Here is a 13,873-nt window from a genome sequence, read left to right as displayed (position 1 = left end):
GCCAAATATATACATTTATTGATAAGTTGAAAATAAGAATGCTAATTCGTTAATAAATATATAATATTTTGGCAAAATTGTTGACAACTTGTAAGTTTGAGTTAACCAAAATTTTACAAATAGATAATATTGGATAGTTTTTGAAATTGGTTGACCTATGAAATTATTGGCCATTCTATTTTAGACTGCGCAAATGAAGTTATTACCGGTGAGTTTAAGTATACGCGAGACAGAAGGTCTAAACGGATTGAAGCTAAACCGCTGTTACCAGCAGTTTTTTAATGCCTGTTCTTTAAATTTATCAATTTCATTTTCCTTCAGAGATTTTAATTTTATTACGACTTCAGTTTTAGTTAAACCTTTTTCTCCAAAATAAACTCCCATAATATTATTTTCAAAATTAATTTTATTAAACCTCATAATGTATGCAAAAGGAAACTTTGCGGAATATTCAAGCACGTCGGATGTTAATATAATAGGTTTTGAAAGTTGTTTGAAAAAGCTACCTTTTGTATATCCCAAAATTACTATTGCATTTTGAGTTAAATATAAATCACAATTATTAAATAAAAAATCTCTATTATTAAGTCCAAATGTTGTTATAGAGCTTTTCGTTTGTTCAATTTTGAGTAATATTTGATTCTCTATTTCATCAATCAATTGTATATATTGTTCTTTTCGGGATTTATTTGCTATCCGAATTACAATGTAAATTATCAAGAAGAAAGCTGAAAATCCTATTATTGGTTCTATCATTCAATATCGTTTTTCAAAAAATAGCTGGTAACGTGCCGCGGCTTTGCGTCGTAGCGGCAAGTTAAAGAAAAATGTAATAAGAAATGCTGAAGTTCAGAGTATTTTCCAAGACCCGAGCGAAGCGAACGGGCCGAAGGCAAAGACAAACTAGCTATTGCGCCAAACGGCTGTTAGCAGTGGTTTTTATGTTGAATATTTGCATAGATTTACAAAGTATACACCAAAATTTGTAAAGTGAACTCTCTCAGAACTTTCTAATTCATAGCTAGGAACATCAATGGCTTCAGATCTTCCTGAAAATGTATCGCTTATATACTTTTTGTCAATACTTTCATGTAGATTTGGTAACTCGTATTTAAATATTCCAAACGAAATTAATCTATCAATATATAAATCTACTTGAGATAGAGACATTTTTAAATTATCTAGATGTTTCCAAGGAGCGAATACTGAATTGTCCGGATGTACATGTTTTCTTTCTTCTTCAAAAGTTTTTTGTTCTTTCCATCGCTTTAATGTTTTAGATTCCTCTTCTTTAAAAATACTATAAAAGAAGTCTAAAAGAATTATTTCGTTTGGAGTTATTTCTTTTAAAACTTCAATGCATTTAGTGTTTAGAGCATCTTCTGTTTCATAGCTTGCGAGATTTGCAATAACGTTTGCCCATACAACTTGTAATTGTTCGTCTTCTTCTAACGACGAATAATCGATTAATGGTACAATTGTCTTTAGATTTATGGTTTTTGGAGATATTGCTTTTGATTCAAGAAGCGTTTGAGCCTTCGAAAAAATATTTACTTGATTTTTGAATCTTCGATATCTAATTTGATCGGTAATCATTTCGCCAGTTTCTGCGACTGCTGATCCCAAGATTGTCTTTAGGAAAGACTCAGTACTTTCGACAACTTTTTTAGGCAAATTGATGTTGTCAATAATTTTTTCTATTTTACTCATTTTCTACGGGTTTCTTTAAAAATCACTGCTAACGTTCCGCCGCTTGTCGTCATTGGCGACAAGCTTAACGGTTAGTGGTAAAGATATGAAAATTTCCGGCGCTCGATTTTCCGTTTACGGAAAATCGATACCAGCCATTGCGACAAACGGCTGTTAGCTGAAGTCGCCTATCTATTTCTTTTTCAGTTGTTCAACTTCAGCTTCTAATTTTCCAGTTATTTCCAGAGCACTTACAATACCATTTTTTAAAATATCATCACCTTTAACCAATTCATCCAAAAATATTCTAACTTGATTATTAATATCGACTTGGTTTTGATTAAACTCTTCAACAAACTTAGTTAAGCTATCTATTTTAGCCTCTAATTCTTTAATTTTTTCTTCCATGATTTATTGATTATTATGCCAATTTGTAAAAATTTCTAAATCTGTTACGTTTACCATTCCTTTTGGTTCTTTCAACAGATTTATGGGGAAATGTGAAGTCAATATTCCGTCGTCTGTTAGGCTAATTGAATAATTGCGATTTTCATCATCGTGTCTGTAACGAGTCAAGAAGTTTTTACCATACTTTCTTGTTGAATCTTCAATTTTTGAATATCCTAAGTCTAAGAGATCTTGTTCTGTTATCATATTTTCCTGGTTTGGTGGGCGATTTCAGCTAACGTACCGCGGCTTGCAGCCGTGGCGACGATTTTAAGGTTTAGTTGTAAAGATATGCAATTTTCTCTTTTAGATTTTCCGGCTAGGACCCGAGGCGGAACGCCGAACAGGGCGAAGCCAAAATCGGAACCAGCCATGGCTGCAAACCGCTGTTAGCAAACGTAGCTTAATTTCTATTTATTAACTCTTTTACTCTTTTCATTACAAACTGACTTTTTTTGTCATAGTAAACCATATCAAAGTCAGAACTTCCTTCTTCGAAATTCTTTTCGGTTTTGAGTTTCGAATACTCTTTTTTGAAATACTGGTCTCGTTTTTTTAGCCAGGCAAGCTGTTCGGTTTTGAGTTTGCTTTTTTCTGAATCATTTAATTTTTTTCGAAGCTTTTTGTAAGCAACGTTAAGTAAACTGTCGGTCTTTGTATAATAAATTACAGCACATCCGCGCATGTCTTGACCTTTGTCTAAACATTTTTGATATGAAACTTCCAAATCCTTTACTGTTTTTAATGTTTGAGAATAAGATTCAATTCCAATCAATAGAAATAGAGATAAAATACATTTTTGAAGCATAATTTTATTTTCTAGTGTTTACAATGTTCGTGACTATGTTTGCTAACGTTCCACGGCTTTGCGCCGTAGCGGCAAGTTAATAATAAATGTAATAAGAAATTGTGATGTTCAGCGTATTTTTCAAGAACGATAAAACCAGCTATGGCGCAAAACCGCTGTTATGCGACGTTTTTTTATAAGCTAAACTTATCACCTTCCTTATAACCAATTGGTAATTTCGGGCTTTTGATACCAAATGGTCCAGAACCATTCCGATTATAATAAAACTCTTCTTTGTTGTCCGTGAATCTTCCAGCACACAAAAGATTAAAAGTTGTGCTTTTTCGGCTTGATTTGAGAACACTTATGTCAATCCAAACCGGAACTTTGTTTTTTCTATAAAGTAATTCAACAACTTCATTGTCTGTTAAGTCAAGTTTTATAATTCCGGTATCTTCTGGATAAATGTCAAATTGAGTCAAATTTACATCGTCAGTCGACACGTTCAGAATCACGTTATATTTAAAATCCGTTGTTAGTTTATCTTTCACGTAATTTTCCGCAAACTTCATAGCAATCAAACTTGCTCCTTTTAAATGAAATAGAAATTCGTCTCGTGTCATGGGTTTAAAAAATGTTGCATAACGTGTCGCAGCTTGTAGCAGCTGCAATAAATTTATCACTAAAGTTTCCAAGTACAAAATAACTTTTGGAAATCCGCTAGGATTTCCGGCAAACCCAAACCTTGCAGTTGCTACAAACTGCTGTTAGCGGTTCGGTTGTGTACTAACACTCGTCAGTTTCATTTTCCAACCTCTAATTTTCCACTTCCATAATCTTCCAAAACTTTTTTTGCCTTTTCAAAATCTTCATCATTGACTTGCAAAGTTAGCGGTTTGAAACCTCCAGGACTTATAACCCAAGGCTCAATGCTTGACATATATTCATTAACCGTGAACACTTCAATATTTTCATTTTCTAATAAATTTCGAATGTTCATTGCTTCGATTAATTCTCCACTAAATATATTTGTCATGCTTTGGTTTTTAAAATTGAACTTTCTCGTTTCTGGCGAGCAACTGACCGCTAACGTTCCGCGGCTTGCAGCCGTGGCGAAGTTTTTAATCTTTAGTTGTAAATATATCAAATTTTCTCTTTTAGATTTTCCGGCTAGGAAAATCTAAACCAGCTATAGCTGCAAACCGCTGTTAGCTGCTGTGCGTTTCTGCATACTCTAGCACACCAAAATCATTTAAGATGTCCATCTGTTTCGAAAGTGTCGACTTCTTTTGAACAAGGCAAATATTTGATGTAAAGTGTTTGAATGTACGGATTAGTTTCAAAATTGTTAGCCACATTTTCTGTTAGTTTTACATCTTTACCTTTTTGCCTAATGATAATTCTAAGCGTTAAATTGGGATCATCACAACTTAAATAATCAAATTTATCAGCGTAAACTTTGTACGCCAAATTCGGTTGAGTGATGTCTAAAAAGGAATTTCCTTGTAATTTATTCTGTAATGAAATTGAAAGTTTAGACTTTCCAAACTTGCTTATGGAAATTGAATCGATTACAAAATTTGGATTCAATAACTTAATTGTCTTTTTATGATTATTAATGACAATCTTTTGATAATCAATATTCGAGCAACCTGTTGAAATGAATAAAACAGGAATTATAGTTAATATGTAATTCAGAAAGTTTTTCATTTAGCGGTTGTTTTTAAGCATTGCAGCTAACGTGCCGCCGATTGGCGTAGTAGCGGCAAGTTAAAGAAAAATGTAATAAGAAATGCTGAAGTTCAGAGTATTTTCCAAGAAAGACAAACCAGCTATTACGCCAAACGGCTGTTAGGAGCTGGTTTTTTATTTACTTTCCAAAATTTTTGCAAGCTTTTCATAGTCGCCATCCATTCCAAACTCTTCGGTGTTTGCTTTTGTCCCAACAATTTGATTTCCGTTGCACCCAAAGCATAATTTCGCGATACCGATTGTTTTTGATTTGTGTTTAAATATCAAAATGTCTCGATAAACATAATCACAAGCATAACCGATAATTTCTTTGTGCTTTTTTTCTACGAAGATTTTATTTATTTCTTCAAACTTTTCTTTTCCAACTTCGGTTTTTGAGTAACCTAATTTCTCTAATTTATTGATGAAACCTGTGTCTTTTATTGATTTCGGTATATCTCTTAAAATTACATTGTACTTCAACGAATCCAATTCTGATTTATGCTTATTCTCATCAACTCCGCGTAATTTATTTTCTTCAATTTCACTTTTATAATGGATTAGCTCGTCATAATTGAAATATTTAGCTCCAGTTATTTTTGGAGCTTTGTAGACCGGTTCTTCGATTGCTGTTTTCTCATTAGTTTTTGAGTTACAACTAAACAATAAAATTGTGATTAAGAAGAATATATTTCTCATTTTCATTTTGGTCTTTATTTGCAGTTGTGGAAAACTTGCTCCTAACGTTCTGCGGCTTTGCGCCGTAGCGGTAAATTTAGGAAAAATATTCTGCGTAAAGAAAGATTTCAGGAAACCGTTAGGTTTCCGGCGGAGCGGTTAGGAGCTATGGCGCAAAACCGCTGTTATACGACGTTTTTGCTTTTACTTTTCGAAGCTTTTTTAAATAATCTTTTTAACTTTCCACTGTGAGAATTTATCATTATTACTCCACATCCACCTCTTTGTCCAAAAACTGCTATTCCCGCATTTTGGTTGATAACGTTTATTTTTTCGATTTTCTCAGCGGTAATAAATTTTAGAATTTTAGAATATTTCGGAAACTGATTTAAATCAATTAACCACATATTCCTTTTCTGATTTAGAACGAAAAGTATTTTACAGTTTTTAGATGAATCAATGCTATCATGAATGTGACCATTTGAAATGTAGGTTATTATTGGATTATAGCTTATGATTGAATCTTGCTTAACTTTTTCAATTATCAGATTAAGCTTCTCTTTCATAGTTACATTTTCCTCAAACCTTTTAATCCAATCTAAATTACTTTCTATTGATTTCTCGCGTACCGTCTTAGGCTGCGAAAAAGCAGTTGAAGATAGTAGTAGAAAAAGAAATAGTTTCTTCATTTGCAGTGTCTGGCAAAAATGTTGTATAACTAGTTTATAGGCGCTACAAAGTAGCGGGTTTACATCCTAATTTGGGTTGATAGGCGCTGTTTTGTGGCGCTTTATGTTCAAATATAATTGTTTTTTTACAAATCATCTCAAGGAAAGTGGTCACAAAATTTTTTATTTTGAAAAAATTGTTCCCAAAAGTGGAACAAATTTTCTGTTGCGGTAAAAAATGTTCCAAACAATGTAGTTATAATTGGCTAGGATTACTTCGTGATCCTGGTTATGGGTATAATGACACAAAAAAACCAAAACACGGCGAAAGCCGTGTTTTGGTTTTTTATTTCCTGTCCACTTTTAAAAGCAAGCTTTTGGCGCGGCCATAAAATAAAAAAACCGAAACGAAAGTTTCGGTTTTCTTGTGGGGAGAGCAGGATTGCTTCGCCATCCTTCAAAGCTACGCTTTGAAAATGCATAAAACAAAAAAACGCTTAAGCAAGCTTAGCGTTTTTTATTATTTATACATTTATTCGTGGGGAGAGCAGGATTCGAACCATTCTGCTAATCCCTCTATTTATGGTGGTTTTTAAAACCTAAAAAACTAGGGTCTCGATTTTGCATCTGTACTGCAATAATCATTAAATCTTATGAGATAAATTTAGTGATAATTCACGATTTGACAAAATTAATTATGCTAAATCATATTATTTTTTGAACTGGTTTTTGAACTAGTTAGTAAACTTTTCAATGAGCCTTAAGACCTAAATCTATTTAATTTTACCCTACAACATGCAACGCAAAACTTCTTCTAAAGGAAGCCCGGAATACTTAGAAAATTCCTCAACAGAAATGTACTGATGATTTTCTTTATTCAAGTGCTTCTTAATCTTTTTTAAATACAACCTGGCTTGAGTGTATTCTTTTCCCATTATGCGTTGAACGTCTTTCGGATACATGCATACTCTTGCATTGCTTGCTCCCATTTCAACTATTGATACTTTATCTATGCCTTTGGTATGGCTTTACTATTTACTAGCCATAAACACAAAGCTATGTAATTTCTTGAAATTACCAAGTGCTATTATTGGTGGTTATAGTCGATTATTTGTGGCTAATGATTGCGGCTCTTTTTAATGTGATTTTAATGTCTGAATCTTTGATCAAATCATTGAGATTTAGTTGCAACGATTATCGAAATGAAAATGAATTGTGAAAATGAGTATTAATCAAAAATTGTAAAGATTATGGCTAGACAGAAAGGCATAATTAAATTAAAAGGCACTATCGGGGATATTACCTTTTACAAAACGCAGGATGGACATTTGGCCAGAGAGAAAGGAGGTATTGACGCTAACAGAATAGCGAATGATCCAAATTTTCAAAGAACGCGTGAAAATGGTTCCGAATTTGGCAGGGCAGGAAAGGCTGGGAAGCTTTTACGAACTGCATTAAGACCATTACTTATTAATTCAGCAGACAGTAGGATGGTCAGCAGACTTACCCAAGCTATGGTGAAAGTTATTCAAGCAGATATGACGAGTGTTAGGGGGCTGCGAAATGTGATTGATGGAGAAGCTGAGTTACTATTTGGCTTTGAATTCAATATTCGTGGAAAGTTAGGTACTAGTTTATATGCTCCATTTGTTGGCGCTATTGATAGAGTCTCTGGAGAGATTACTGTTGATATAGCGTCATTTATTCCGGCGAATATGATTGCTGCGCCAAGTGGGACTTCTCATTTTAAAATCATTTCTGGTGGAGCTGAAGTTGACTTTGAAGCTGAAACTTATGTTGTTTCAACTTCTGAGACGGCAATCTTGCCATGGGATGGAACTGCTACTGCAGTTATCAGCCAAACCAATGCAGTTACTGCTAACTCGACCAAACCATTGTTTTTGGCTTTGGGAATTGAGTTTTATCAGGAGATTAACGGACAGATGTATCCACTTAAAAATGGAGCATTTAACCCTTTGTCGATTGCAAAGGTTGATAGTGGTGTATAACACCAGAACTTATTTCCCGGACGGAATTAATGGTAAACTCGAATGCGAAGGCAAATTGATTTGTCGTGAATGAATAACGAGACGAAGGTTTTCTGCATTCCGAAAGGGAAATATTTTATAGAAAGTGTTACCACAAAAGTTTTAATCATCATCAAATCTTAAATTTTTTAAATCATGAAAACAAGTTTTTTTAAAAGTATGAAACTATTAATGTTTCTTTTATTTGTTGCATCAAGCAATTATGTTGGGAATGCACAGACAATTCAAACCAGTGTAATTATAACACCTATAGGAGGAAGTAAGAACCCTGACCCTGGACCGTATACCAACAAATCAATCATTGCTGTAAGCAATAAATTTTTGATTGAAAATGTTTTTCCCTTAGAAATAGGAGGAAGAAGTTCAAGTGGAGAGGGTTCTGTTAGGAAAAGTCAAATTGAACCAATACCCGTTGTGAGTATGGTAGCGACGGGAGTAAGGCAAAACCCAGAACCAGTTCCAATTAAGGGGTTAAGCTAATGAACTCAAATAACAACACCCTAATAGGTACTGCCGGAGGGACATTTTTAAGTATAATACCCAATATTCTTTCGGCAGATGTTGTAAAGACAGTTTTGTTAGCTACAATTGGTGCCATTGTCAGTTTTACAATTTCCTTAATTCTCAAAAGGATTACCAAGAAGAACAAAAATTAGTTTAACCTTTGTTGTGGTGACCTTTGGGTTAAACAAAATGAAAGCCAAGTCGCAAGACCTGGCTTTTTTTGTTTATATTGTAACTAGTTGCTCATCATTAGGTTAAATTTTTATATTTGTGTTAAATGATTTATATGAAAAACGTAATAAGGGAGAAACGGAGACTTACTTTTGGTTATAAAAGAATTACACCTTTGACAATTAGAGCATTTTCAAATATCATTGAAAGCGAGATTCAGGATCTAAAATCACAAAATATAGATAATTATTATGTTATGTACTCTGTTGATGCAACAGATAACACCTCTTTTGAGAGCCAATCAAACGAAATATTTTCAGAGAGTCAAGTAATTGAAAACAGAGCTGTGAGAAAGATAGGAATGCATTTTTATACTCTTGATAACTCCAAAAATATTGAGATACAAATTATTCATTCAGTCCAAAATGAAAATTCTGAAAACTTTATTTTGGTAAGTGGAGATTATTCAAACTGGGTTAATGGAGTACTGACCAGATTATCTGAAATAATAGCTTTAGCAGAAAACCAACCTAAAATAAAGGATAAAACGGGATATGTAATGCTTTTTATTTGTGTCCTTTTTAATGTAGTTTATTTTAAATTTTTTTATAATTTTTTTGTTGAGAACAATACAAATGAGTTTCTAGGGATTTTTTTAATTGCAGGAGTTCCAATTTTATCACTTATTCTATTAAATAAATTGTTTGCTTATTTTGATAATCTATGGCCTTCTGTTGAATTGCAAACAGGTCCAAATTATCTTCAAAAGCCAAAGGAAAATAGAAGGAAAGCTTATATAATAATTTTTTCAATTATAACTCCTCTTGTTTTACGACTGCTTTATGATTTAATGAAATAAATATTTGACAAGCCACATTTATTTTTAACTTTCTTCACATAAGTTTAGTATAACTTCTTCTATTACAACTTCATTATTATTTGAATATAATCCATGATATTTGGCGCAGTCAATTGCTTTAATCCTGCTGTCAAATACACCAAAAAAGACGCGAGAAGCTTTTGTTTTCCAAATGTCAGTTTGGAATAGAATAAATAGTGTCATAATGTTGATTTTAAAAATTGATTATTTACAATAGCGATGAAGTATCACTCTACGCAAGTCATTTATTAGGTTGATATTTTGATGAAACTGCTTTTCCTGCAGTTCTAACAGGCGAAGTGCTTGCAAGTCTTTTTTGTGCTGCTCAAAATCGTATAGCATTTCGTCAGCTTTAGCTGAAAACTCTTTCATGAAATCTGACTTTCTTAGAAATGGGATTACTGAACCTACTAAGTTTCTGTGCCAAAATTTCGATAACCAAAGACTATAGGTTATCCAATAGATATTTTCGCAATCTTCTTCATTTTCAAAAATGAACACATAACTATTGGTAAATTGCTCTTTTGAGGGCTTACCGCTGTTAAGTCCTTTGTTAAGAATGAAAATGTGTGGTTTCGCATAATGCGTGTCTTTTTTGTGGGTTTTAATAACATAGTTTTTACTCACTTCTGTAAAATTGTTTTTTTGGTGTTCGTGAATCTTTGATTTCATGGCTTCGGATTTAAAGTGGGGTGCTCCGCTACGCTTTGCACACAAAATTTTCAAAAGAAAAAAAGAGAAAAAAGAAAGCCGGTTGTACAAGTGGAGGGTTTCAAAAAAGCAAGTTTTTTGAAAAAAATACTACCCGAGACATTCTATTGAATCGGTGATTTTATGCTGTAAACAGAAGTTGTTGTGAAAAGGATTGGGTGGAGATTTTTTTCAAAACCCAAAGGGCTTGAACTTGCTTTTTGGAATACACGGAACTTACCTTTGCTCTCTTTTTTTATTTTTTTATTTTGATTTCCAAATCCATTTATTCTGAGAAAGATTTTGTTTTATTGAAATGGGGTTGTGTCGGAAAGGGTATGAAATTCCGGTACGGATTTTATACTCTTTCCTTGGTTTGGTTTTATGGGTGCCCCGGATAGTCTGCAGAATGCAGAATTTAGGATTCAGAAGAGTAGTTGTTGTAAAAATGGAAAGGCACTTATAAAAGCAATGAAAATGCTACCGATTTAAGCGGTTAGCTGATAAAGACAGTTAACGAGAAAGTTTATAGAAATAGGGATAACAGGAGAACTTATATTGAAAAGGTGAATGTTGTTTATGGGGGTGGTGAAGGATGGTTTTTTTTAAAACTGGCAGGCGCGAGGGAGTTTTAAAAAAAGTTGTCCTGGAGCCACCACCTCTTCGCAGGGGTTGCGCGGCTTTTTTACATAATGTTGTTATAGTCTCGACAGAGCTATAACGCCACATTATGTAACTAAGCTTTGGGAGAAAAATTACCGGCGCAAGTCACGAAGTGCACGTGTTTTTTCTAAAAACTGTGACGGTAATTTTTTAGGAGTACAAGGTTGTTATATTTATTATTTACTTTGATTTACAGTGGACTAGTTTTATTATTCTATTTTGAGACAGCTGGAACTATAACTTTATTTTCAACAGTATATTTGATCAAGGTTGCTGTATCTCCGCCTTTATCATTCCATACGCATTCATTTGAATTCCAATATAGAAGATGGATATTACTGCCGTCTGTGTTTTCAACTGTTTTGTATTTTCCATTTCCCGTATATAATCTTATCCAGTCCTTTGCCTTCAATTCTATATTAGGAAAGACATAGATATGCCGAAATTCATTAGATATGGTGCCATCCGAATCAAACGTCCTGTCTACTAAAGCATAACCTTTTGCGTTCATTTTTGCTGAGGCATATAATCTGACAAACTCTCCTTCAGGTTTGCTTGCGTTTACAACGCTGATAATTTTTAAACTCATACTTTATTGATTATAATATTACGTAAAATTCTGTATGTCTTTTTTGTCTCTATTTTGAATACCAATTTTGGGCAATCCATTTAATTAAATTAGCTCTGTAGTTTTCGCCTATCAGTTCTTTATGATGTAAAAGTCTCTCAACTGTTTGAAAGCTTTCTTTAGTTTGAGGGACATCGTATAATTCAAGAAATCTATTGCAGAAGTATACTACTTCATATTCTTCAGTTTTATCTACTTTAATTCTGTCTAAAACCCCAATGTATTTAGGGTTGTCTCCACCATCAACAGTTGGGGAATAACCAGTATATGCTAAATCTTTGCCTGTGAAATTTGCCATAATTTATTTTCTAATTAATTAAACTTAGTATTTCGTTATAATGTTCCGAGAAAACACCATTTGTTTTAAAATCATTAAAATCTGCCTTGACCATGTCAACCCAACTCATAGTTTCATTAATGTTTTGTGATTTGTATTTTAAATACATACCCTTAGCTATTTCAAAATCACCATTGAGTAAGTATGCATGAGCTAAATTCCCTTTAATCATTAGGTCGGTTTCGTCTATTTTTTCTCCTTCTTTCAGATATTTTATGGCCTTCAAATATTGCTTTGTTAGTATATAACAATAGCCAAGATTGTTATAATCGGTATATTTTGGTGTTGAATTTTTAATTATTTCAAGATATTTGTTGATGGCTGCAACATATTGCTTATTTGAAATAAGAACAGACGCTTGATTTCTTTCTTTATCGTATATATTATCTAATTCACCTGTTGATGATAGGCATTTTTTACCAACATCTTCGATTATTTTGTTTTGTTCCTGAGGTATTAATTTTTGAAAATCCTGAACTTTATAGCCATTTTGTAATTCGCTCAAGAGACACAAACAGTATTCTTCAGGATTGCTTATACTAGACATAACTTGATTAGTTTTACACCTTTCAATAAATTGTGTCTTTATTTCATTGGTCCAACCTCTGGAGGCTTTATTATCAACCCATGGTACAACCTCAAGGATTATTTTTTCATTCATTACCATATTGGTATTTTTAAAACCAAACCATAAATAGCGAGTGTTTTCAGTTAGGCAAATAGATTTATTTAATACAATTCTATTAACATCTTTATTTATTTCATTTGGATTACTATAACAGGCAGTTTTATAATTGCCAGTTTTTGAATAGTTATTCGCCAATTCGTATGAGTTAAAAATGGAATAATAGCAATAATCATCACCCGATAAGCCTGACATGAGAGATAATGCCAGTCCTGACCCTTTACTAATGCCTGAAGGGTCAGGAATAGCCATTAATGCTGCGGATAAAGAATTTACCATTTTTTGATCAACATCTAAAATCGTAATTCTATAAACAATTTCAGTTGTGCCTATAGGGAATTCATCGGTTCTAATCCATGTTTTTGAGCCGGAAGCTAAAACTGTTTCGCGATTAGTTGTTCTATCCTTATCCCAGTATCCATCTTGATTTTGAGCTTTAACAAATAATGATAGAAGTGTGAGAGTGGTGAAAAGTATTTTTTTAATCATTCCTGCTATTTTTAACTTATAAATCTAATTTTTTAAATGCAGTTAACAATAAGTGTAAATACGTATTTTTATTTATAAAAGCTCTTACTAAAATGTTAGTCTCATGGTATATAAAAGATTTTGATTTTGAAGTTAGCTCTTTATAAAATTATCGATTGTTAACCTATTTGAGATTAGTTCTATTAGTTAGAATTCTAACAATACATAAGGAATTATTGTTTTATTCCATTTAGTACCATATAATCGAACAGCTTCTGATTTTGCTTGGTAGTAAAACGCATCCCATTGATTGGGATATAAAGTTTGGCAACCTAAACTTGATGTGGTATTATAACCACCTTTATGAATATTAATTCCGAAGTTTCCAATATCTTCACCTGTCTGATCACGTATCACTGTTACTTTACCATAACGCTGGCATATAGCAGGGTATTGGGATGAACTTCCACCATGTATATCAAATTTATGGGCGTAATAAATTCCTGGTTTAAGAACGGCACGGCCGGTTTTATAGACTGAGGGATCTGTATTTGCATTGAAAGAAGATGATACATTTGGAGTATCAATAAAAATTGCGTCATCATAGATTCCACGGTCGTTTATGTTAGGTGCACCAAGAGTATTTTTATAGTAGCCTCTTATCCCAACAATAATCAGCGGATATTTTATCCGATCTATATTAAATGGGGCTATTAGTTGATGAAGTTCAGCGGTTGTTAATCTTGGTTTTGAAGGAGGTACGTTAGGCATGATAATTATTTTTTTATGGTTAAACAAG

The 13,873-nt window shown here is 33.0% G+C and carries 19 protein-coding genes; 3 read left to right on the top strand and 16 right to left on the bottom strand.

Features of this window, described 5'->3' with window-relative positions:
• Nucleotides 1–264: 264 nt before the first annotated feature.
• From P1K33_RS13670 to P1K33_RS13625, 10 genes are all read right to left on the bottom strand, one after another.
• The gene (locus P1K33_RS13670; protein WP_284653551.1) at nt 265–756 is read right to left on the bottom strand and encodes a hypothetical protein; all 492 of its coding nucleotides are present in this window, start codon (nt 754–756) and stop codon (nt 265–267) included.
• A 183-nt stretch (nt 757–939) separates the two neighbouring features.
• Nucleotides 940–1,710: an Abi-alpha family protein gene (locus P1K33_RS13665; RefSeq protein WP_284653550.1), complete on the bottom strand. Its 771-nt coding sequence runs from the start codon at nt 1,708–1,710 to the stop codon at nt 940–942.
• 171 nt (nt 1,711–1,881) lie between these two features.
• Nucleotides 1,882–2,097 carry a hypothetical protein gene (locus P1K33_RS13660; RefSeq protein WP_284653549.1) on the bottom strand — a complete coding sequence of 72 codons (216 nt, stop codon included), beginning with the start codon at nt 2,095–2,097 and terminating at the stop codon, nt 1,882–1,884.
• 3 nt (nt 2,098–2,100) lie between these two features.
• On the bottom strand, nt 2,101–2,343 hold the full coding sequence (locus tag P1K33_RS13655) for a hypothetical protein (RefSeq protein WP_284653548.1): 243 nt from the start codon (nt 2,341–2,343) through the stop codon (nt 2,101–2,103).
• 196 nt (nt 2,344–2,539) lie between these two features.
• Nucleotides 2,540–2,944 (bottom strand): lysozyme inhibitor LprI family protein, encoded by a 405-nt coding sequence (locus P1K33_RS13650; protein WP_284653547.1) that lies wholly within the window; start codon nt 2,942–2,944, stop codon nt 2,540–2,542.
• 173 nt (nt 2,945–3,117) lie between these two features.
• Nucleotides 3,118–3,618, bottom strand: coding sequence for a hypothetical protein (locus P1K33_RS13645; RefSeq protein ID WP_284653546.1), 501 nt, complete (start codon nt 3,616–3,618; stop codon nt 3,118–3,120).
• A gap of 107 nt (nt 3,619–3,725) precedes the next feature.
• Entirely contained in the window at nt 3,726–3,959 is a 234-nt protein-coding gene (locus P1K33_RS13640) for a putative signal transducing protein (protein WP_284653545.1), read from the bottom strand.
• 212 nt (nt 3,960–4,171) lie between these two features.
• A complete protein-coding gene (locus P1K33_RS13635; RefSeq protein ID WP_284653544.1) occupies nt 4,172–4,633 on the bottom strand; it encodes a hypothetical protein in 462 nt (153 codons plus the stop codon).
• 156 nt (nt 4,634–4,789) lie between these two features.
• Complete coding sequence (locus P1K33_RS13630) at nt 4,790–5,353, bottom strand: hypothetical protein (RefSeq protein WP_284653543.1); 564 nt, start codon at nt 5,351–5,353, stop codon at nt 4,790–4,792.
• A 164-nt stretch (nt 5,354–5,517) separates the two neighbouring features.
• The gene (locus P1K33_RS13625) at nt 5,518–6,021 is read right to left on the bottom strand and encodes a hypothetical protein (protein ID WP_284653542.1); all 504 of its coding nucleotides are present in this window, start codon (nt 6,019–6,021) and stop codon (nt 5,518–5,520) included.
• 1,229 nt (nt 6,022–7,250) lie between these two features.
• Here P1K33_RS13625 and P1K33_RS13620 point away from each other — a divergent pair.
• The 3 genes from P1K33_RS13620 to P1K33_RS13610 all read left to right on the top strand — a co-directional run bounded on the left by P1K33_RS13620 (nt 7,251) and on the right by P1K33_RS13610 (nt 9,582).
• Nucleotides 7,251–8,009: a hypothetical protein gene (locus P1K33_RS13620; RefSeq protein ID WP_284653541.1), complete on the top strand. Its 759-nt coding sequence runs from the start codon at nt 7,251–7,253 to the stop codon at nt 8,007–8,009.
• 174 nt (nt 8,010–8,183) lie between these two features.
• Nucleotides 8,184–8,528 carry a hypothetical protein gene (locus P1K33_RS13615; protein ID WP_284653540.1) on the top strand — a complete coding sequence of 115 codons (345 nt, stop codon included), beginning with the start codon at nt 8,184–8,186 and terminating at the stop codon, nt 8,526–8,528.
• A gap of 310 nt (nt 8,529–8,838) precedes the next feature.
• Nucleotides 8,839–9,582 carry a hypothetical protein gene (locus P1K33_RS13610; protein WP_284653539.1) on the top strand — a complete coding sequence of 248 codons (744 nt, stop codon included), beginning with the start codon at nt 8,839–8,841 and terminating at the stop codon, nt 9,580–9,582.
• A gap of 24 nt (nt 9,583–9,606) precedes the next feature.
• Here the strand turns inward: P1K33_RS13610 and P1K33_RS13605 are convergent, their stop codons facing one another.
• From P1K33_RS13605 to P1K33_RS13580, 6 genes are all read right to left on the bottom strand, one after another.
• Nucleotides 9,607–9,786, bottom strand: coding sequence for a hypothetical protein (locus P1K33_RS13605; protein WP_284653538.1), 180 nt, complete (start codon nt 9,784–9,786; stop codon nt 9,607–9,609).
• Nucleotides 9,787–9,807: 21 nt separating this feature from the next.
• Entirely contained in the window at nt 9,808–10,275 is a 468-nt protein-coding gene (locus P1K33_RS13600) for a DUF6943 family protein (RefSeq protein ID WP_284653537.1), read from the bottom strand.
• A gap of 895 nt (nt 10,276–11,170) precedes the next feature.
• Entirely contained in the window at nt 11,171–11,545 is a 375-nt protein-coding gene (locus P1K33_RS13595; protein WP_284653536.1) for a hypothetical protein, read from the bottom strand.
• Between the two features lie 49 nt (nt 11,546–11,594).
• Nucleotides 11,595–11,882, bottom strand: a complete 288-nt coding sequence (locus P1K33_RS13590) for a hypothetical protein (protein ID WP_284653535.1) — start codon at nt 11,880–11,882, stop codon at nt 11,595–11,597.
• 10 nt (nt 11,883–11,892) lie between these two features.
• Nucleotides 11,893–13,095, bottom strand: a complete 1,203-nt coding sequence (locus P1K33_RS13585) for a tetratricopeptide repeat protein (RefSeq protein WP_284653534.1) — start codon at nt 13,093–13,095, stop codon at nt 11,893–11,895.
• Nucleotides 13,096–13,281: 186 nt separating this feature from the next.
• Nucleotides 13,282–13,845, bottom strand: a complete 564-nt coding sequence (locus P1K33_RS13580; protein ID WP_284653533.1) for a hypothetical protein — start codon at nt 13,843–13,845, stop codon at nt 13,282–13,284.
• Between the last annotated feature and the right edge of the window lie 28 nt (nt 13,846–13,873).

Source organism: Flavobacterium terrisoli, from assembly GCF_030167905.1.
GTDB lineage: Bacteria > Bacteroidota > Bacteroidia > Flavobacteriales > Flavobacteriaceae > Flavobacterium > Flavobacterium terrisoli.
Note: the sequence above shows the minus strand (reverse complement) of the source record. Positions and strands in the feature narration are given on the sequence as shown.